The 19,085-nt window shown below is 57.4% G+C and carries 17 protein-coding genes and 1 tRNA gene; 11 read left to right on the top strand and 7 right to left on the bottom strand.

Going from position 1 to position 19,085, the window contains the following annotated elements; translation table 11 throughout:
* Window positions 1–4: 4 nt before the first annotated feature.
* Together ACR0D9_RS05190 and ACR0D9_RS05195 are read right to left on the bottom strand one after the other, a co-directional pair.
* Window positions 5–250, bottom strand: coding sequence for an EF-hand domain-containing protein (locus tag ACR0D9_RS05190; RefSeq protein WP_209596397.1), 246 nt, complete (start codon window positions 248–250; stop codon window positions 5–7).
* Between the two features lie 543 nt (window positions 251–793).
* Window positions 794–4,414 (bottom strand): vitamin B12-dependent ribonucleotide reductase, encoded by a 3,621-nt coding sequence (locus ACR0D9_RS05195; protein WP_480537948.1) that lies wholly within the window; start codon window positions 4,412–4,414, stop codon window positions 794–796.
* 541 nt (window positions 4,415–4,955) lie between these two features.
* On the opposite strand from ACR0D9_RS05195, the gene ACR0D9_RS05200 reads away from it, so the two are divergent.
* Window positions 4,956–5,390, top strand: a complete 435-nt coding sequence (locus tag ACR0D9_RS05200) for a hypothetical protein (RefSeq protein WP_267365347.1) — start codon at window positions 4,956–4,958, stop codon at window positions 5,388–5,390.
* Window positions 5,391–5,404: 14 nt separating this feature from the next.
* On the opposite strand, the gene ACR0D9_RS05205 is transcribed toward ACR0D9_RS05200, so the two are convergent.
* The 4 genes from ACR0D9_RS05205 to pdxH form a co-directional block, all read right to left on the bottom strand.
* Window positions 5,405–5,481: transfer RNA gene (locus ACR0D9_RS05205), tRNA-Pro, on the bottom strand.
* Window positions 5,482–5,524: 43 nt separating this feature from the next.
* Window positions 5,525–5,992, bottom strand: coding sequence for a DUF192 domain-containing protein (locus tag ACR0D9_RS05210; protein WP_480485531.1), 468 nt, complete (start codon window positions 5,990–5,992; stop codon window positions 5,525–5,527).
* Between the two features lie 7 nt (window positions 5,993–5,999).
* Window positions 6,000–6,506: a cold-shock protein gene (locus tag ACR0D9_RS05215; protein ID WP_245220458.1), complete on the bottom strand. Its 507-nt coding sequence runs from the start codon at window positions 6,504–6,506 to the stop codon at window positions 6,000–6,002.
* Window positions 6,507–6,648: 142 nt separating this feature from the next.
* Window positions 6,649–7,254 (bottom strand): pyridoxamine 5'-phosphate oxidase, encoded by a 606-nt coding sequence (gene pdxH, locus ACR0D9_RS05220; protein ID WP_480480787.1) that lies wholly within the window; start codon window positions 7,252–7,254, stop codon window positions 6,649–6,651.
* Between the two features lie 135 nt (window positions 7,255–7,389).
* Between pdxH and fabI the strand changes: the two genes are divergently transcribed.
* From fabI to trpE, 5 genes are all read left to right on the top strand, one after another.
* Window positions 7,390–8,196, top strand: coding sequence for an enoyl-ACP reductase FabI (fabI, locus tag ACR0D9_RS05225; protein WP_267365343.1), 807 nt, complete (start codon window positions 7,390–7,392; stop codon window positions 8,194–8,196).
* A 4-nt stretch (window positions 8,197–8,200) separates the two neighbouring features.
* Window positions 8,201–8,710, top strand: a complete 510-nt coding sequence (gpt, locus tag ACR0D9_RS05230) for a xanthine phosphoribosyltransferase (protein ID WP_267365342.1) — start codon at window positions 8,201–8,203, stop codon at window positions 8,708–8,710.
* 21 nt (window positions 8,711–8,731) lie between these two features.
* Window positions 8,732–9,907, top strand: coding sequence for an aminotransferase (locus ACR0D9_RS05235; RefSeq protein ID WP_480537950.1), 1,176 nt, complete (start codon window positions 8,732–8,734; stop codon window positions 9,905–9,907).
* A gap of 80 nt (window positions 9,908–9,987) precedes the next feature.
* On the top strand, window positions 9,988–11,829 hold the full coding sequence (locus ACR0D9_RS05240) for a SurA N-terminal domain-containing protein (RefSeq protein WP_480537952.1): 1,842 nt from the start codon (window positions 9,988–9,990) through the stop codon (window positions 11,827–11,829).
* A gap of 11 nt (window positions 11,830–11,840) precedes the next feature.
* Window positions 11,841–13,352 (top strand): anthranilate synthase component I, encoded by a 1,512-nt coding sequence (trpE, locus tag ACR0D9_RS05245; RefSeq protein WP_480537954.1) that lies wholly within the window; start codon window positions 11,841–11,843, stop codon window positions 13,350–13,352.
* A 47-nt stretch (window positions 13,353–13,399) separates the two neighbouring features.
* On the opposite strand, the gene ACR0D9_RS05250 is transcribed toward trpE, so the two are convergent.
* Window positions 13,400–14,827 carry a divergent polysaccharide deacetylase family protein gene (locus ACR0D9_RS05250; protein ID WP_480485525.1) on the bottom strand — a complete coding sequence of 476 codons (1,428 nt, stop codon included), beginning with the start codon at window positions 14,825–14,827 and terminating at the stop codon, window positions 13,400–13,402.
* A gap of 199 nt (window positions 14,828–15,026) precedes the next feature.
* On the opposite strand from ACR0D9_RS05250, the gene ACR0D9_RS05255 reads away from it, so the two are divergent.
* The 5 genes from ACR0D9_RS05255 to ACR0D9_RS05275 are packed head-to-tail and all read left to right on the top strand — an operon-like array spanning window position 15,027 to window position 19,075.
* Entirely contained in the window at window positions 15,027–15,608 is a 582-nt protein-coding gene (locus tag ACR0D9_RS05255) for an anthranilate synthase component II (RefSeq protein WP_480472961.1), read from the top strand.
* Window positions 15,605–16,624 (top strand): anthranilate phosphoribosyltransferase, encoded by a 1,020-nt coding sequence (trpD, locus tag ACR0D9_RS05260; protein ID WP_480537956.1) that lies wholly within the window; start codon window positions 15,605–15,607, stop codon window positions 16,622–16,624. Before ACR0D9_RS05255 ends, trpD begins: the two co-directional genes overlap by 4 nt.
* Complete coding sequence (gene trpC / locus ACR0D9_RS05265; RefSeq protein ID WP_480480774.1) at window positions 16,621–17,433, top strand: indole-3-glycerol phosphate synthase TrpC; 813 nt, start codon at window positions 16,621–16,623, stop codon at window positions 17,431–17,433. Before trpD ends, trpC begins: the two co-directional genes overlap by 4 nt.
* On the top strand, window positions 17,433–17,906 hold the full coding sequence (gene moaC, locus ACR0D9_RS05270) for a cyclic pyranopterin monophosphate synthase MoaC (protein WP_267364518.1): 474 nt from the start codon (window positions 17,433–17,435) through the stop codon (window positions 17,904–17,906). The genes trpC and moaC overlap by 1 nt, the downstream gene beginning before the upstream one ends.
* A complete protein-coding gene (locus tag ACR0D9_RS05275; protein ID WP_480485523.1) occupies window positions 17,903–19,075 on the top strand; it encodes a molybdopterin molybdotransferase MoeA in 1,173 nt (390 codons plus the stop codon). Before moaC ends, ACR0D9_RS05275 begins: the two co-directional genes overlap by 4 nt.
* Window positions 19,076–19,085 lie beyond the last annotated feature (10 nt).

A 19,085-nucleotide genomic window follows, 5' to 3' on the forward strand; every position in this document is an offset into this window, starting at 1 on the left:
ATGCCTACCCGTCGCTGGGCGGCAACAATCCTGCCTCCTGCGCGATCGCGACTTCGTCTGCATCCAGCGCTCCGTCACCATTGGCATCCATGGCCGAGAAGGTGTCTGCGTTGACTTCCGGTACGACTGCCTGAATTTCCTCGATGGTCAGCAGACCATCACCGTTGGTATCGGCTGAGGATTGGGCCGAAGCAACGCCGGGCAAGCCCAGAACGGCCATGGAAAGCCCGATCAAATAATGCGATTTCATTTCAGTGCCTCCTGAAAGGTGTGTTTGTGTTTACGTCCGGACGACGCCCAGAAGCACATGACCCCCCCTGCGCGTCACGCGCTTTGGTAGAGTTTCGTGATTTCACGCCAATCTTTGCGTGTTTGCCCGAGTCGGGTTTGCGGCCCTCCGCCTGAAGAAGCCGGCAAAACCTGTATCGGCGGCTCTTGCCCGACAGGACCACCTCAATCCGGCAATGTAACGCTTATCCGGGACGACTCGGAGGGACAAAAAAGAAAGGGGGCCGAAGCCCCCTGACAGTTTCGCCTTCCAGGCTCATTTCGTTGACCGCCCGGTGTTTTTTTGCCTGCGGCCTGGACTGCGCATGGGGCGAGCGCACCCGCCCCTTGAAAGAGTGGGAGGGAGCAAATATTCCGCCCCACCCTGTTCCCGGCCAACACGGGCATGTCGGCCGAGTGGAGAAAGGTCAGTCGGTAAGTCTCAGACCTGTTCTCCGTATTCGTCGGGGTCGGTTACTTAGGGCAGCGTCCGACCCCTACGCCCCGGGGTGCCGGGGCGTTAAAGTCAGCTACACCCGCTTGTCGCGCCGCAGGTGTTGCACTTCATGCAAGTGCCGTTACGCACCAGCGTGTAGTTTCCGCATTCGCCACAGGGGTCGCCCTCATAGCCCTGCATCTTGGCTTTGGTGCGGGCGTCCATTCCGGTTGCCACTGCCGTTTCGGTGGCAGGCGCTTCGAACACAGTTGCTGTTTCCGACATTCCGGCCACGTCGCCATAACTGCCGTTGAACATCATCAAATCCTGCGGCAGACGCTTGCGCAGATACCCGGTCGAGCTGATTTGTTTCAACACTTCCAATGACTTGGACGCCGCAGTTTCACTGATTTCCGAGACGTTGGAAACGCCTTCCTCTTCTCCGCGGCCAAGATCATCAAAGGTAGCACCCTCGGGTTTCACATGGGCGAGATCGGTACGGTCCAGATAAGACACGGCCAGTTCGCGGAAGATGTAATCCAGGATCGAGGTTGCGTTCTTGATCGAGTCGTTGCCTTGCACCATCCCTGCCGGTTCGAACTTGGTAAAGGTGAAGGCGTCGACAAACTCTTCCAGCGGCACGCCATATTGCAGGCCGACCGACACGGCGATGGCAAAGTTGTTCATCATCGCCCGGAAGCCAGCGCCTTCCTTGTGCATGTCGATGAAAATCTCGCCCAATTGACCGTCTTCAAACTCACCCGTGCGCAAGTACACCTTGTGGCCGCCAACGATTGCCTTCTGAGTATACCCCTTGCGGCGATGCGGCAGTTTCTCGCGATGGCTGCGGATGATTTCCTTGACCACAACCTTCTCGATCACCTTCTCGGCGAGAACGACGGCTTTTTCCTGTGCTGAGCCGCTTTCCAGCACCTCGGCCGCCTCGTCATCATCCTCAACCAGCGCAGCCGCAAGGGGCTGAGACAGTTTCGAGCCGTCTCGGTACAGCGCATTGGCCTTCACACCCAGCGACCAACTGAGTTCATAGGCTTTCTGGCAATCCTCGATGGTCGCGTCATTTGGCATGTTGATCGTTTTGCTGATCGCGCCCGAAATAAAGCTTTGCGCTGCGGCCATCATGGTGATGTGGCTGTCAACCCCAAGGAAACGCTTGCCTTTCTTACCGCACGGGTTGGCGCAGTCGAAGATCGCGTAGTGTTCTTCCTTCAGATGCGGTGCACCTTCCAGAGTCATGGTTCCGCAGACATGATCGTTCGCCGCGTCGATATCCGCCTTGGTAAAGCCCAGATGGCGCAGCAGATCAAACGTTGGGTCATTCAGCTTGGTCGCTGGAATGCCCAGAACACCGGTGCAGAAATCTTCGCCCAGTGTCCACTGGTTGAAGACGAACCGGATGTCGAAGGCGCTTTCCAGCGCGGCATCCACCTTGGCCAACTCGTTCGGGCCAAAGCCATGACCCGTCAGTGAAGTGTGGTTGATCCCCGGCGCGTTGCCGATGGTGCCGTGGCCGACCGCATAGGATACAATCTCTTCGATCTGCGACGAGGAATAGCCAAGCTTTTCCAGCGCAGAAGGTACCGAGCGGTTGATGATCTTGAAGTAACCGCCGCCTGCCAGCTTCTTGAACTTCACCAGCGCAAAATCGGGCTCGATTCCCGTGGTGTCGCAGTCCATCACCAGACCGATGGTGCCGGTGGGGGCAATCACAGTGGCCTGTGCGTTGCGGTAACCGTTCTGCTCGCCAAGGCTCAGCGCCTCATCCCACGCCGACATGGCCAGATCGACCAAACGCTTGTCGGGGCAGTTACCATGGTCCAGAGGCACCGGCTTGACGGCCAGCTTCTCATACCCCTCGGTCACACCCTGCGCCGCGCGGCGATGGTTGCGGATAACGCGCAGCATATGGTCGGCATTGCGCTTGTATCCCTTGAACGGGCCAAGCTCACCGGCAATTTCAGCTGAAGTGGCATATGCCACACCGGTCATGATCGCGGTCAGGGCACCGCAGATCGCCCGCCCCTCGTCCGAGTCATAGCTGTAGCCCATGTTCATCAGCAGGCCGCCAATGTTTGCGTAACCCAGGCCCAGAGTGCGGAAGTCGTACGACAGCTGCGCGATTTCCTTTGACGGGAATTGCGCCATGGTCACCGAGATTTCCAGCGTCAGGGTCCACAGGCGTGAGGCATGCATGTAATCGGCTGCCTGGAACTCACCATCCTTGAGGAAGGTCAGCAGGTTCATCGAGGCCAGGTTACAGGCCGTGTCATCCAGGAACATGTATTCCGAACACGGATTCGATCCGCGAATTTCACCATCTTCGGGGCATGTGTGCCATTCGTTGACCGTGTCGTGGAACTGGATACCTGGATCGGCACAGGCCCATGCAGCGTGACCGACTTTCTCCCACAGGTCCCTCGCCTTGACCGTCTTGGCAACCTTGCCATCGGTGCGGTTGATCAGCTCCCAATCGGCGTCTTTCTCAACAGCGGTCAGAAACGCATTGGTCACGCGGATGGAGTTGTTCGAGTTCTGGCCCGAAACCGAGCTATAGGCTTCTGAGTCCCAGTCCGTGTCATATGTCGGGAATTCGATGCTGTCGTGACCCTGCTTGGCATAATCCAGCACACGTTTGATGTAAGTCTCCGGGATTGCTACCTTTTTCGCCTCGCGGATCGCCTTTTTCAGCGCTTCGTTCTTGTTGGGATCATAGGCATCCTCGGCAGCACCGTCCCAAGAGCGAATGGCCTCGAAAATACCGTTCAGCATCTTCTCGTGCATCTTCGATCCGGCAACGATCGAGGCCACTTTCTGCTCTTCGATTACCTTCCATTCGATGAATTGTTCGATATCGGGGTGATCCGCATCGACAATAACCATCTTTGCTGCCCGACGGGTTGTCCCGCCTGATTTGATCGCGCCGGCGGCGCGGTCGCCGATCTTGAGAAAGCCCATCAGGCCCGAGGATTTGCCGCCACCCGACAGTGCCTCGCCTTCCGCACGCAGATGGCTGAAGTTGGTCCCGGTGCCCGAGCCGTATTTGAACAACCGTGCTTCGCGCACCCACAGATCCATGATGCCGCCTTCGTTCACCAGATCATCATCGACGGACTGGATGAAGCAGGCATGTGGCTGCGGATGTTCGTAGGCGGATTTGGATTTGGTCAGTTTGCCGGTCTTGTAGTCGACATAATGGTGCCCTTGCGCCGGACCGTCGATTCCATAAGCCCAGTGCAGGCCAGTATTGAACCATTGCGGGCTGTTTGGGGCGGCGCGCTGAGTCGCCAGCATGTACCGCATTTCGTCGAAATAGGCGCGTGCATCCTCTTCGGTCGAAAAGTAGCCACCTTTCCACCCCCAGTATGCCCACGCACCGGCCAGCCGGTCAAAGACCTGCTTGGAGGAAATTTCGCCTTCGAATTCAGCATCTTCAGCGGGAACCGACCGCCACAGGAATTCAGGAACGTCTTTTTCCTTAACTTTGGTCAGTTTGGACGGGACACCAGCCTTGCGAAAGTACTTCTGGGCAATCACATCGCTTGCCACCTGCGACCAGGTTGACGGAACTTCGATCCCTTCCAGGCGGAACACAATGGTTCCATCGGGGTTTCGGATTTCAGATGTCGCAGACACAAAATCCAGTTCCGAATAGGCATCCTGATCTGGTTTGGTGAATTTTCTTTCAATCTTCATGTCCGCAGCCCTAGTTAAATTCCGCCTAATTTTCGGTTCACGGCACTACATTTTGAGTTGCGGAGCACCACCCGCAACGCCGACAGAAGCGCACAAAGGTACTGGTCGCTGTTTTGGACAGCGAAAAAGCCGTTACAACGGCTGCACGTTAATAGACTGTGCTTATCCGACCCTCGCCTGTTGCCGTCCCGGCTTGAACACCAGATATTGTGGCAATCTCTTCGGCTCATACAATTTGGCGTATATTGCCATAGAAGGTCAACGCCCTTTTTCAGCCAAATTTGAAATCTTTTTTGTTGACCAGACCCGGACACGAGGGGTGTGAAACTCAAGGTCCGATTCCTCCACAGGCTCGCCTTCGGCAAATTCTCGGTCACAACTCGAAGTCTCAAATCGAATTACCGTTTTTACCAGCATAGTTATCTGTATTTGATCAACCAACGCCGCGCTGGTTAGGCTGTAAAGGAATCATCTTCGCCGGGTCTGTCGAACCCACGCTGAACGACCAAAGGTTCACTTCGGAATGAGAAAGGCCAAATGAATGAAGTTGCTTCGCTTTATCCCCGCGTTGGCCTGTATCGTGGCCTGCACGCCACAAGAAACGCCCACCCCGTCACGTAGCGCGCTGTTCGAAACGCAGCCTCAAAGGTTGTTTGAGGCATTTGAATCCAGTTGTTCTGGACCCGGCAAGGTATTTGAGAAAATCGGCAAACAGGCTTTTGAGTGCAGCGAATACCTGCCCCCAAAAGCGGCAGCCTATTTGATTCTGAACTATGACGGATTTCCGCAGGACCTGCCCCAAAGTGTCATGCGCCTGACATCGTCAAAAACAGGTTCCGGCTATCGCGTCGACGCACGATCGTACTTTAAAGTGCCGCAGAAAACCGGAGCAATCGTTGAGGTTCCACTGGAAAGTGACGCGCTGGATCAGGCGATCAGCTCGTTGTATCTGGCGATGGGCGGAACGCCCACATGAGAATGTGAAGGAAGTGGTCGGGGCGGCAGGATTCGAACCTACGACCCCCTGTACCCAAAACAGGTGCGCTACCAGACTGCGCCACGCCCCGGACCGTGCGCCTTCCTAACGATGACAATCTGATTTGAAAAGCCCTAACAGGGCCAAATCGCAGGACCTTGCGAAAAAATTTCGTGCTGCATCTGAGTGCCGACGCCGATAGAGTAGCGCGCGGACAATCCGGCATTGATTTCCAGCACCGCAAAAACGGCATCCCCACCTTCAATCGGTGTCAGATCGCCGGGAATCGCACGCTCATGCACGTGTGACACTGTGCCCGTACGGTCCAGAAATATCATGTCGAGCGGAATCAGTGTGTTCTTCATCCAGAACGCGACAGGTTGCGGTGGATCGAACACGAACAGCATACCAGATCGATTCGGCAACGACTCGCGAAACATCAACCCCTTTGACCGTTCCTGAGGCGTAACCGCCAATTCCACGTCAAATCGGATTGTCGCGCTGTCGTTTCGGAGAGTGATATGATCAACGCTGCACGCAGCAAACGCCCCCCCTGTCCACAGTGTGATCAGAAGTGTCCAGAATACCAGAAAACGAGTCATCGAAGTGTCAGCCGTCCAGCGCGGCTTCCCAGGCGAGAACCTGCGCCGCCATTCGGCCGCGCTTACCATCAATTACGCGCATCGCAAGCGCCTCTCCGGGCTGGAGGTCAGCAAGCCCCGAGCGCCGCAACACTTCGATATGCAAGAACACGTCTTCACCGCGCCCAAAAACATTTGCGAACCCGAAGCCCTTGCCTTTGTCGAACCACTTCACCCGCGCAGCCTCCAAAGGGGCTTCTGCGATAGCGTCCGGATCCAACTCGGCGAAATCGGCCAACATCATCGACTCGGCGCGCGCTGGCGGGTCGATTGCAACAACCTCAACCGCTTGGACACCTCTGTCCGTGCGATGTGTCATGATTTCGATACCCGCACCGTCCGCGACGGAACTCTGACCGAAATTGCGCAAAACATTCACATGCAACAGGATGTCTGGCCCGCCTTCGTCGGACACAACAAAGCCGTATCCCTTAGCGGGATCGAACCATTTCACGTGTCCACGGACGCGATACATGTTGTTCAGGTCTTCTGGCACGGTTTTCCCATCGCGAATTTTAGCAGTTCGTTAAGGGTCTGTTGTTTATGGGATTGGCGGGCAAATTCAAGCTGAAAAAATCGTTTACTTTCTGCCTGTTGCATTTCACGACACGTGAACGTCATGGATTCAACCTTTCAACATGCCATGCCGATCCCGGCTCAATTCGTTTCCATCTGAACCGGTCATGCAAGCGAAATGCTCCATCAGCCCAGAACTCAATCTCTGTCGGCGTTAATCGGTACCCGCCCCAGAATGGAGGACGAGGTGGATTCGGCCCAAGTTTAGCGGTCACTTTCGCGACCTCTGCCATCAAAGCTGTCCGACTTGAAAGCGGTTGTGACTGCTTTGAAGCCCAGGCACCCAACCGGCTTTTCAATGACCTTGATGCATAATACGCATCAGCCTGGGGCCCGTTTTCACGACATACTGTACCACGAACACGAAGTTGACGCCGCAAAGATTTCCAATGCATTACAAATGCAGCTTTTTCCGACGTATCCAGCTCATTCGCTTTGACGCTTTCGTAGTTTGTATAGAATACAAATGAATCCGCTTCGATTTCTTTCAGCAAAACCATGCGTGCATTTGGCAAACCATCCGGGTCAACGGTTGCAAGCGCAATCGCATTCGGATCATTCAATTCAGTTTCTTCAGCCTCAGCTAACCACCGGGCCGCAATTTTAAACGGATCGGAGCCAGCAAAGATGCCATCACGCTCGGTCATTTCCATCCCCTGGAAAGTATTAATGACGAGCCTAAGGCGAGAACCCGCTGCGAGCAAGAGCGCACGGCCTTGATGCAGCGCTACCAATGGCATAAACCATGCCAATCTAACGCGAAGACAGGCGGAGAACCAAACATGTCAAATCAGTTGATGGCCGGCAAACGTGGCCTCATCATGGGACTGGCCAATGACAAATCAATCGCATGGGGAATCGCCCGCGCCTTGTCCGAAGCCGGAGCTGAACTTGCCTTTTCTTATCAGGGTGACGCTTTAAAAAAACGTGTGGACCCGCTGGCTGCGCAATTGGGCAGCGAAATCGTTCTGCCCTGCGACGTGAGCGATGAGGCTTCAATTGATGGGCTTTTCTCGGCGCTGGAAGAGAAATGGGGCAAGCTGGACTTTATCGTTCACGCCATCGGTTTTTCTGACAAGAACGAATTGCGTGGACGTTATGTGGATACCAGCCGGGCCAATTTCACGCTGACGATGGATGTCTCCGTCTATTCGTTCACCGCGGTTATGCAGCGCGCGGAAAAGATGATGTCCGAAGGCGGCAGTGCCATAACACTGACCTATTACGGAGCCGAGCAGGTGATGCCCCACTATAACGTGATGGGTGTTGCCAAGGCCGCGCTGGAGGCGTCAGTAAAGTATCTGGCCGAGGACCTGGGCAAGGACGGTATTCGCGTGAACGCGATCTCGGCCGGCCCGATCAAAACCCTGGCTGCCAGCGGCATTGGCGATTTTCGCTACATCATGAAATGGAACGAGTACAACTCTCCGCTGCGCCGCAACGTGACCATTGACGATGTCGGCAAGTCGGCCCTGTACCTGTTGTCGGACCTCAGCAGCGGCGTCACCGGAGAGAATCTGCACGTGGATTCGGGTTACCATATTGTCGGAATGAAGGCCGTTGACGCCCCTGATGTGGAAAAAGGTTAAGAACATGAGCGCTAAGGACCGCCTGCCGCACGAAAAAGGATTTCACATCAGCTGGGACCAGATCCACCGCGACTCGCGCGCATTGGCGTGGCGTCTGGACGGGCAAGGCCCCGATGATGGCAGCTGGCGTGCTGTTGTGGCGATCACCCGTGGCGGCATGGCCCCTGCGATGATCGTCAGCCGGGAACTGGATATTCGTACTGTCGATACGGTCAGCGTCAAATCCTACCACCATCAAGCTCAGGGTGAGGCGGAAGTTCTGAAAGCACCCGATGCCAAGTTAATGGGCGACGGAACCGGAATTCTGATCATCGACGATCTTGTGGACAGCGGGAAAACCCTGGAACTGGTTCGAGAGATGTATCCGAACGCGCATTTTGCGACGGTTTATGCCAAGCCCAAGGGACGCCCTATGGTGGATACGTTCATCACCGAAGTCAGTCAGGACACATGGATCTTTTTCCCGTGGGACATGGCCCTTCAATATGTCGAGCCCTATCGCGGCACCGATTGAAATCAGATCAGTAGGCAGCACATGACGCTCAGCCGGACCGCCGCAACATTCGCGCCGCCAGTGATGGAAGCGCGCCGATGGCTCGAGGGCGTTGCGTTCCCACCCGAACGCCCGCTGATCAACGTAAGCCAGGCGGCGCCGGTTGACCCGCCGCCACTGGCCTTGCGCGAGGCTATGGCCGAATTTACCGTGCGCGAAGACCATGCGCATCTTTATGGCCCTGTGCTGGGAAACGACAATCTTCGCGCGGAACTGGCTGCGCAGATCAGCACGCACTACGCAGCAAGGGTTGGGGCACCTCAGGTTGCTATCACCTCAGGCTGCAATCAGGCGTTTTCAGCAGTGATATCGGCCATCACCGGCGAAGGGGATGAGGTCATTCTACCAACCCCGTGGTATTTCAATCATAAAATGTGGCTGGATATGTCGGGTGTCCACGCTGTGGACCTGAAGACCGGCGACGATTTGCTGCCCGATCCTGAGCGCGCACGCGCGCTGATCACGGACAAAACACGCGCCATCACTCTGGTCACGCCCAACAATCCCGGCGGCGTTGAATACCCGGCAGACCTTGTCCGCGCCTTCTTTGAGCTTGCGAGCGAAACCGGGATTCACCTGATCGTCGACGAAACCTACCGTGACTTCGACAGTCGCAGCGGGCCACCACATGACCTGTTCCAGCAACCAGACTGGGATCAGACGCTGATCCACCTTTATTCCTTCTCCAAGGCCTACAGGCTGACGGGCCACAGGGTCGGCGCAATTGCAACGGGCACCGCACTTCTGGCTGAGGTCGAGAAGTTTCTCGACACTGTTGCCATTTGCCCCGGTCAGATCGGACAGTTCGCCGCGCTTTGGGGTATGCAGAACTTGTCGCAATGGCTGGCAGGCGAACGCGACGAAATACTCGACCGTCGCGCTGCCATCCTTGAGAGGATACCCGCACTGGAAGCTAAAGGCTGGCGTCTTTTGGGACTTGGGGCGTATTTCGCCTATCTGGAGCACCCGTTTGACATTCCGTCCGACGAACTTGCCCGGCGTTTGGTGCGTGAAGCCGGTGTTCTGCTATTGCCCGGCACCATGTTCACGCCCGATCACCACCCGGACGGGAAACGGCAAGTGCGCATTGCATTCGCCAACCTCGACCGCACAGGTTTGGGCCAATTGTTCAAACGATTGCAGGGCCTGTCCTTCTAAGCTTGCCCCCCGGCGGTGTGCGTCGTATTCAAGGCGGCAACCGACAGGGCAGAACGCTGCCGAAATAACAAGAGGGCACCATGGCCGCAGGCGCTAAAAGTCTTTCGAAAACCTTTGTCTGGATTCTGATGGGCATGCTGATGCTGGGGCTTGCGGGGTTCGGCGCGGTCAACCTGAGCGGCACAGTCCGTACTGTGGCGCAAGTTGGTGATGAAAGCATCTCGATCGATGATTTTGTCCGCGAGTTGCAGCGCGAGATCCGCGCGGTTGAGGCGCAATCGGGTCAGCCCCTGCAAATGTCGCAGGCACGCGATCTGGGGCTGGACCGAAACGCGCTTGCCCGCCTGACGGCCTTGGCGGCGCTGGACAACGAGGTGAGCCAGCTTGGGATTTCCATAGGGGATGAGAACCTGCAAAAAGAGATCGTGTCAGTTCCGGCCTTTCAGGGCGTAGACGGCAGTTTCGACCGCGAGGCATACCGCTTTCAGCTTGAACAGGTCGGCATGACGGATTCCGAGTTCGAGACGGACCTGCGCAAAGAATCCGCCCGTACGATCGTTCAAGGTGCGATCATGGGGGGTGTGGAAATGCCTGCCACCGTGACAGAAACGATGGCCAACTACATTGGCGCCCGTCGCAGCTTTACCGTTGCGACGGCAGGGGCCGAGGCATTGGAAACCCCCGTGGCCGAACCGACTGACGCGCAGATTCAGACCTTCTATGACGAAAACGCTGAACAGTTCACCCTGCCCCGTACCAAACAGCTGACTTATGCGATTCTGTCTCCGGCCATGTTGGTGGACACGGTTGAGGTTGACGAAGATTCCCTTCGCAAACTTTTTGAAGAGCGGTCGGACGAATATAATCAACCGGAACGCCGTCTGGTCGAGCGCCTGAATTTCCCGGATGAACAAGCAGCCAACGACGCCAAGGCGCAACTTGAGGTCGGCGGAACGACCTTTGAACAACTGGTTCGTGACCGTGATCTGGAACTTTCCGATATCGATCTCGGCGACCTGACACGTGAGGATCTGGGCGAGGCAGCCGACGCCGTGTTCGCGGCAGAGCTTGATGCTGTTGTTGGCCCTCTGCCTTCGGTATTTGGCCCCGCCCTGTTCCGTGTCAACGGATCCCTGGCTGCAAACAGCGTTCCCTTTGAGGAGGCCGAACCGGCCCTGCGCGAAGAACTGGCGACAGAACGCGCCCGCCGCCTGATCGAGTCTCAGTCCGAAGACATAAACGACATGCTGGCTGGCGGTGCGACCCTGGAAGAACTGGCAAGTGAAACCGAAATGGAACTGGGTCAGATCGACTGGACCCGAGACAGCGCCGAGGACATAGCGGCCTATGACGGGTTCCGCGCGGCGGCCGAAGCCGTGCAAGAAGGAGATTTCCCAGAAATCGCATTTCTCGAAGATGGATCGATCTTTGCCTTGCGCCTGAACGACATTCTGCCGCGTCGCCCTGAACCGCTGGAAAGCGCACGCGACCGTGTCGCCGCTGCCTGGGTACAGGCAGAGACCAACAAAGCCTTGCTGGACAAAGCAAACGCCGCACTGAGCCAACTGGCCACTGATGGTGACTTCGCTGCGACTGGCCTGCCCTTCCGCGTTGAAAACGCACTGACGCGTACCGCGTTTCTTGATGACGTCCCCGCCAGTTTCATGAATGAAGTGTTCCAGATGGAACTCGGTGAGTTGCGCGTCATTGGAGGAAATGGTGCAGCCTTGCTGGTGCGTCTGGACGAGGTTCTGCCCCCCGAGGATTCCGACGAACTGCGCCGGTTGCGCGACGCACTGGCAACGCAGATGGATCAGGCGCTGTCGCAGAATATTTTTGACGCATACGTACGGGACGCTCAGACCCGCGCCCGCCCGGTCGTGGATCAGCAGGCGCTAAACGCCGTGCAGGCGAGCTTTTAAGCGAGACCAAGATGGCCCTGACACCCGATTTCGATACCTTCGCACGCGCCTATGAAGAGGGCGAAAACCAGGTGGTTTACACACGTCTCGCCGCCGATCTGGACACACCCGTATCGTTGATGCTCAAACTGACGGGAGCGCAGAAAGATGCGTTCATGCTGGAGTCGGTTACGGGCGGTGAGGTGCGTGGCCGCTATTCGATCATCGGCATGAAACCGGACCTGATCTGGCGCTGTCACGGTGAAACGTGCGAGTTGAACCGCTCGGCGCGGTTCGACGCCGACGCCTTTGCTGCGCAGGACGGCAATCCGATGGACAATCTGCGCGCCTTGCTGGCCGAAAGCCGTATTGAACTGCCAGACGACCTGCCTCAGGCTGCCGCCGGATTGTTTGGATATCTGGGCTATGACATGGTCCGGCTGGTCGAATACCTGCCGAACGTGAACCCCGATCCGCTGGGACTGCCAGATGCGATCATGTTGCGCCCGTCTGTTGTCGCAGTATTGGATGGCGTCAAAGGCGAGGTGACGGTGGTTTCACCCGCCTGGGCCAGCGACGGTCAATCTGCCAAAGCTGCCTATGCGCAGGCGGCCGAGCGTGTGATGGATGCGGTCCGCGATCTGGAACGTGCGATGCCCGCCGAAACCCGTGATCTGGGCGACGCGCGCGAAATTGCGGCGCCGGTGTCGAACTTCACCAAATCCGGCTATTTGGAAGCGGTTGAAAAGGCCAAGGAATACATCCGTGCTGGCGATATCTTCCAGGTAGTTCCAGCGCAGCGTTGGACGCAGGAATTTCCGCTGCCGCCTTTTGCGCTTTATCGTTCGCTGCGGCGCACCAACCCCTCGCCGTTTATGTTCTACTTCAACTTCGGCGGTTTTCAGGTCGTTGGGGCCAGCCCCGAGATTCTGGTGCGGGTGTTCGGCAGCGAAGTCACCATTCGCCCGATTGCAGGCACACGTCCCCGTGGCGCGACCCCCGAGGAAGACAAAGCGAACGAGCTTGACCTGCTGGCCGATAAGAAAGAGCTAGCCGAACATCTCATGCTTCTGGACCTCGGGCGCAATGATACCGGCCGCGTGTCCAAAATCGGCACAGTTCGCCCGACCGAAGAGTTCATCATCGAACGCTACAGCCATGTGATGCACATCGTGTCGAACGTGGTGGGTGAGCTGGCGGAAGACAAAGATGCGCTGGACGCCTTCTTTGCCGGGATGCCTGCGGGCACCGTCTCGGGTGCGCCGAAAGTGCGGGCGATGGAGATCATTGACGAGCTTGAGCCGGAAAAACGCGGCGTCTATGGCGGTGGTGTTGGCTATTTCAGCGCAGGCGGTGACATGGACATGTGCATTGCCCTGCGCACGGCCATCGTGAAGGATCAGAAACTCTATATTCAGGCTGGCGGCGGTGTTGTCTATGACAGCGACCCCGAGGCCGAGTTTATGGAGACTGTCCATAAGTCAAACGCCATTCGGCGCGCGGCGGAAGATGCCGCTCGGTTCACCGGAAACGGCAACAGTTAAAAAAACAAGGGCGGCTGATCAATTGATCACCGCCCTGTTTCAAGCTGTCACTGTACCTGTTTCATCAAGACGGCCGAGATCGGCGCCATCGCTACCCGGCTGCCGCGATCCTCAAGACCCCACAGCAACAGGGCCGAGATTGTCTCGGGCCGTACCCGCCCCAGCATGACAACGGTTCCTTCCTGACCTGCCCGGAACGCGGCCTGATCCAGGAACCGGCGCATGATTCTGGGATCCTGTCGCGCCCCATCGATATCGCGGAACACTACGCTGGACGGAATGCCATTGCGAACCGCCAACTTCTGGACAGTGTTCAGCCCATTGTCCTGTGTGATCAACCCGCGTCCGGTTCCGGCGGCAATCGCCGCGACCTGATCGGCCAGCTTGCGATTTCCTTGAATGCCGCTGTTCACGCCTTCCAGAATACCCACTGTTTCAGGCAAGGTGTCCAGCCACACAGACAAGGAAACTTCGGCATCCTGCGCGCTTGCTGCCTCGGGCAAGTCCGCAAGGGCCAGAACTTCGAACCCGGCCGCGCGGTGCCGTGCCATCTTTTCCGCCGCATCCGGATCAGACGGGTTTACGGCAAAGCTGATCGGGTAAGGGAAATCCTGCAACGCTTCGGCACCGAATGCGCCTTCGTCATCAATCAGAATGATCGACATCAGCGGCTTAGCTTCCGGGTTCTCGAACTTGGCGGCAAAACGTTCAATCGGTTTTTCCGCAGATGGCTGTTCGGAAATCGCCTGTTCTGCAACAGGCTCATCATCTCGTTCCGTCAACGGCAGGATACGTTTTCCGACGATCGAACTGGTACTTTCTTCCTGTTCTCCCCCGATCTGAGGCAGCGCAGCAATGCGCGGAAGCTCGCGGGGCAAGGTGTCTTCATCCCCTTCCACCGCAATCGGACTGCTTTCAAATGAATTATCAGTCGTGGCGTCATTTGTTTGTGGATCAGCCTCGACCTGTGGCAACGGATTTGGTTCGGGCTCAAGAACTGCGACCTCGGTTGTGTCGGACTCGATCGGCGGTGTGGGGGTTTCATCAATTACAACCGGCAACGACTGTTCCTGCTGAACTGCGGGCACCTGGCTAGGCTCGGGCGGCGCAGCGGGGGCTTCGGTCATGACAGACACTTCGGTCGCCACCGTTGCAGTGGGCTCGTTCGGGGCCTCAGCCGCTTTACCAACCTCGGGCTGCGGCTCGGATGACGCTTCCAGCCCGGACAGGTCGGCCAGATCTTCGCTGGCATTATCGGCGGCTTCTGGCGCACGCGGGGCCAGTTCCACCAGATCGGCATCAGAAACGTCCTCGGCAAGTTCACTAGGCGCCTCTGGTGTTTCTGAAATCGTCGGCGCTGGTGCTTCGGTCGCAACAACCGGCGTATTGACCATCGGCGTGTTGAGCGACACGACCGCACCCAAGATCAAAACAACGATCGCCCCTGCGACCATTCCTCCGAAAAATCCGCCCATATTTCCTGCCTTTCGCCTCTTTTCCCTGCCTCGCCCTGCTCTGCGCCATCTGGTGTGGCGCTCGGTCAATTGGAGGCGTCAGAAACCGTATGTCCTCTTGACGCTGCCGCCCAAGCCTGAGCATGTATGTGCGGACATTATACCGTGGCCCGGGGTTGCATCGCCAGCCCGAAATGCCCAAGCGAAGATAAGTGCCCATATGCTGCTGCTGATCGACAACTACGACTCGTTTACCTACAATTTGGTACATTATTTGGGCGAACTTGGTGCCGAAATGGTCATTCGCCGCAATGATGCGCTGGATGTACAGGAAGCAATGGCCATGAACCCGGCTGGCATCTTGCTAAGCCCCGGCCCCTGCGACCCGGATCAGGCGGGCATCTGTCTGGCTCTGACCGAAGCGGCGGCCGAGACCAAAACACCCCTTTTGGGGGTTTGTCTTGGGCATCAGACCATTGGACAGGCGTTCGGTGGCAAGGTGGTTCGGTGCCACGAAATTGTGCACGGCAAAATGGGCATCATGCACCACACCGGAAAAGGCGTCTTTGCTGGCCTTCCATCGCCCTTTGAAGCCACACGCTACCATTCGCTGGTGGTCGAGCGTGAGACGCTGCCCGACTGTCTTGAGATCACAGCCGAGCTGGAAGACGGCACGATCATGGGGCTGCAACACAAGGAACTGCCTATTCACGGTGTTCAGTTCCACCCTGAATCGATTGCTTCCGAGCATGGTCACGCCCTTCTCAAGAACTTCCTGCAAGAACTGAAAGTCCCCGCATGAGCGACGCGCTGAAACCGTTGATCGGAGCAGCCGCCGATCGTCCGCTGACCCGTAAAGAGGCCGAGACCGCCTTTGGCATCCTGTTCAACGGCGAAGCCACGCCAAGCCAGATTGGCGGGCTGTTGATGGCCATGCGTACAAGGGGGGAAACGGTTGATGAATATGCCGCGGCCGCGGCTGTGATGCGCGCCAAGTGCAATGCCGTGCGGGCGCCCGAAGGGGCGATCGACATCGTTGGCACGGGCGGAGACGGGAAAGGCACCCTGAACATCTCGACCGCGACGGCCTTTGTCGTCGCAGGTGCTGGCGTGACAGTCGCAAAACACGGCAACCGCAACCTAAGCTCCAAATCCGGCGCAGCGGATGCACTGGGGCAAATGGGTATCAACGTTATGGTTGGACCACAAGTTGTTGAAAGTGCTCTGAAAGATGTCGGTATCGGTTTCATGATGGCACCGATGCATCACCCGGCTATTGCGCATGTTATGCCCTCGCGGCAGGAACTGGGAACGCGCACGATTTTCAATATCCTGGGCCCGCTGACCAACCCTGCCGGTGTCAAACGGCAACTGACGGGTGCCTTTAGCCGCGAGCTGATCCGCCCCATGGCTGAAACACTAGGCTTGCTGGGGTCAGACCGCGCGTGGCTGGTACACGGATCGGACGGGACAGACGAGTTGACGATCACCGGTATCAGCTGGGTCGCCGCTTTGGAAGATGACGTGATCAAAGAGGTCGAGCTGCACCCCGAGGATGCCGGCCTGCCTGTGCACCCTTTCGAAGACATCCTCGGCGGAACCCCTGAAGAGAACGCCATCGCATTTCGTGCGCTGCTGGACGGCGCCCCGTCCGCGTATCGTGACGCAGTGTTGCTGAACTCTGCCGCGGCATTGGTTGTCGCTGATGCGGCAAGTGATCTGCGCGAAGGTGTGGCCATGGCCGCCGAGAGCATCGACAGCGGTGAAGCCAAAAACAAAATTTCGGCCTTGGCCGCCAAGACTCAGGAGGCCGCATGACCGAAACCGTTCTGGACAAGATCAAAGCCTACAAACTGGAAGAAATCGCAGCAGACAAGGCTCAGAAGTCCTTGGAAACGCTGGAAAGTGAAGCACGTGCCGCTTCGGAAACCCGCGGGTTTGCCGCAGCGCTTCAAGCTGCGTCCCGGCAAGGTTACGGCCTGATCGCTGAGGTCAAGAAAGCCAGTCCCTCCAAGGGTTTGATCCGGCTTGATTTTGATCCGCCTGCCTTGGCTAAGGCATATGAAGAAGGCGGTGCTGCGTGTTTATCCGTGCTCACCGACACGCCCAGCTTTCAGGGTGCCAAGGAATATCTGACACAAGCGCGTAACGCGACATCTCTGCCCGCTTTGCGCAAAGATTTCATTTATGACCCTTATCAGGTGGTTGAGGCACGTGCTTTGGAAGCCGACTGTATTCTGATCATCATGGCATCCGTCAGCGATGATCAGGCAGCCGAGTTGGAACAAACCGCTTTCGATTGGGAGATGGATGTTCTGATTGAGGTGCACGACGAAGCCGAGCTTGAACGCGCAGCCCAACTGAAAAGCCCATTGATTGGCATAAATAACCGCAATCTCAAAACCTTCGAGACCACTCTTGATACAACACGACGCCTGTCCAAACTGGTACCGGCAGACCGTACTATCGTGTGTGAAAGCGGGTTGGGCAACCCGGAAGATTTGCGGGATATTGCGCGCTATGGCGCCCGGTGCTTTTTGATCGGCGAAAGCCTGATGCGCCAGGACGATGTCGAAGCGGCCACCCGCCACATCCTGTCCAATCCGCTTATCCCCGGAGTGATGTGATGCCGCTGACCCATTTCGATGCTCAAGGTCAGGCGCACATGGTCGACGTCTCGGGCAAAGAGGTCACAGATCGCATAGCCGTAGCTGTAGGTCACGTGAAAATGGCGCCGGAAACCTATGGAATCATTTCAGAACAACGCGCAGCAAAGGGCGATGTTTTGGGCGTTGCCCGCCTGGCCGGTATCATGGGTGCAAAGAAGACGCCGGATCTGATCCCGCTCTGCCATCCTTTGCCAGTGACCAAGGTTGCCGTTGAACTGACCCTCGACCCGGATCTGCCGGGTGTTCAGATCGAAGCGACAGTCAAGACGTCAGGTCAAACCGGAGTTGAAATGGAGGCCCTGACCGCCGTTTCCACCGCAGCCTTGACTGTGTACGATATGACCAAAGCCGTCGACAAAGCGATGGAAATTGGCGGCATTCATGTAAGCCTCAAAGACGGCGGAAAATCAGGACGTTACGAGGCGAAATGATTACCGTCGAAGAAGCGCGCGCCCTGCTGTTCGATCTTGTCAGCCCTCTACCTTCGGAACAGGTTCCACTGGCCCAGTCTGCGGGACGTGTTCTGTCACACGAGGTTGTGGCAACGCGCGACCAGCCGCCATTTGCCGCATCATCGATGGATGGCTACGCCGTCAAAGCCGACGAAGTCGAGCTTCATGCCATGTTCAAAGTGGTGGGAGAATCCGCCGCGGGCCGTCGTTTCGACGGCTCAGTAGGCCCCGGTCAGGCCGTACGTATCTTTACCGGCGCTCCGGTTCCCGAGGGCTCAGACTTCGTTGTGATTCAGGAAGATACCGACCGGCGTGGCGATCTGATCACGATCACAGACGACCCCGGCCCCAAAACAAACATCCGCCCTGCCGGTGTGGATTTCATGGCAGGCGCGCCCATCACGGCACCGCGTATGATCCGCGCCGAAGACGTTGCCCTGATGGCTGCGATGAATATCGCGCAGGTCCCGGTTTCTCGAAAACCCGTGATTGCCCTGATCTCGACCGGCGACGAACTTGTCATGCCCGGCGAAGAACCGGGACCGGACCAGATTATCGCGTCGAACACGTTTGGATTGCGGGCATTGCTTGAGGGGCTCGGTGCTGTGGTTCGTGTCCTTCCGATTGCACGGGACACGGTTTCATCGCTTGAGACTGCGTTTGACCTGGCGCGAGGGGCCGATCTCGTCGTGACGATTGGCGGTGCGTCGGTTGGTGACTACGACCTTGTGTCTGATGTATCGCAGGGTTTGGGGATGGACCGGTCTTTCTACAAGATCCGAATGCGCCCCGGAAAACCCCTGATGGCTGGTCGCATGGGTGGCACCGCGATGGTCGGACTTCCTGGGAACCCGGTCAGCGCGATGGTCTGTGGCTATCTGTTCCTTGCCCCGATGGTGCGCCGGATGCTGGGGTTGGAATTGGTTCTGCCGCCCTTTCGGTCTGCCCACTTGACCGAACCACTGACAGAAAACGGCCCGCGCGAGCATTACATGCGCGCGGTTCTGGGCGAAACGGGTATCCGGGCCTGTGCAGATCAGGACAGCTCTCTCCTTAGCGTTCTGGCGCAGGCAAACGCCCTATTGGTCCGTCCCCCGAACGATCCCGCCCGCAAGACCGGGGAAACGGTTCAGTACCTGCCGATCTGAACTTCTCCCA

The organism is Ruegeria sp. AK11 (genome assembly GCF_056541095.1).

What these genes read in the sequence shown, in the direction of transcription:
- ACR0D9_RS05235 (WP_480537950.1), top strand. Translation starts at nt 8,732, where the DNA reads ATGACGCTCAGCCGGACCGCCGCAACATTCGCGCCGCCAGTGATGGAA.
- ACR0D9_RS05255 (WP_480472961.1), top strand. Translation starts at nt 15,027, where the DNA reads ATGCTGCTGCTGATCGACAACTACGACTCGTTTACCTACAATTTGGTA.
- ACR0D9_RS05200 (WP_267365347.1), top strand. Translation starts at nt 4,956, where the DNA reads ATGAAGTTGCTTCGCTTTATCCCCGCGTTGGCCTGTATCGTGGCCTGC.
- trpD (WP_480537956.1), top strand. Translation starts at nt 15,605, where the DNA reads ATGAGCGACGCGCTGAAACCGTTGATCGGAGCAGCCGCCGATCGTCCG.
- fabI (WP_267365343.1), top strand. Translation starts at nt 7,390, where the DNA reads ATGTCAAATCAGTTGATGGCCGGCAAACGTGGCCTCATCATGGGACTG.
- trpE (WP_480537954.1), top strand. Translation starts at nt 11,841, where the DNA reads ATGGCCCTGACACCCGATTTCGATACCTTCGCACGCGCCTATGAAGAG.
- ACR0D9_RS05240 (WP_480537952.1), top strand. Translation starts at nt 9,988, where the DNA reads ATGGCCGCAGGCGCTAAAAGTCTTTCGAAAACCTTTGTCTGGATTCTG.
- ACR0D9_RS05275 (WP_480485523.1), top strand. Translation starts at nt 17,903, where the DNA reads ATGATTACCGTCGAAGAAGCGCGCGCCCTGCTGTTCGATCTTGTCAGC.
- ACR0D9_RS05210 (WP_480485531.1), bottom strand. Translation starts at nt 5,992, where the DNA reads ATGACTCGTTTTCTGGTATTCTGGACACTTCTGATCACACTGTGGACA.
- ACR0D9_RS05250 (WP_480485525.1), bottom strand. Translation starts at nt 14,827, where the DNA reads ATGGGCGGATTTTTCGGAGGAATGGTCGCAGGGGCGATCGTTGTTTTG.
- ACR0D9_RS05195 (WP_480537948.1), bottom strand. Translation starts at nt 4,414, where the DNA reads ATGAAGATTGAAAGAAAATTCACCAAACCAGATCAGGATGCCTATTCG.
- moaC (WP_267364518.1), top strand. Translation starts at nt 17,433, where the DNA reads ATGCCGCTGACCCATTTCGATGCTCAAGGTCAGGCGCACATGGTCGAC.
- pdxH (WP_480480787.1), bottom strand. Translation starts at nt 7,254, where the DNA reads ATGACCGAGCGTGATGGCATCTTTGCTGGCTCCGATCCGTTTAAAATT.
- ACR0D9_RS05190 (WP_209596397.1), bottom strand. Translation starts at nt 250, where the DNA reads ATGAAATCGCATTATTTGATCGGGCTTTCCATGGCCGTTCTGGGCTTG.
- trpC (WP_480480774.1), top strand. Translation starts at nt 16,621, where the DNA reads ATGACCGAAACCGTTCTGGACAAGATCAAAGCCTACAAACTGGAAGAA.
- gpt (WP_267365342.1), top strand. Translation starts at nt 8,201, where the DNA reads ATGAGCGCTAAGGACCGCCTGCCGCACGAAAAAGGATTTCACATCAGC.
- ACR0D9_RS05215 (WP_245220458.1), bottom strand. Translation starts at nt 6,506, where the DNA reads ATGTATCGCGTCCGTGGACACGTGAAATGGTTCGATCCCGCTAAGGGA.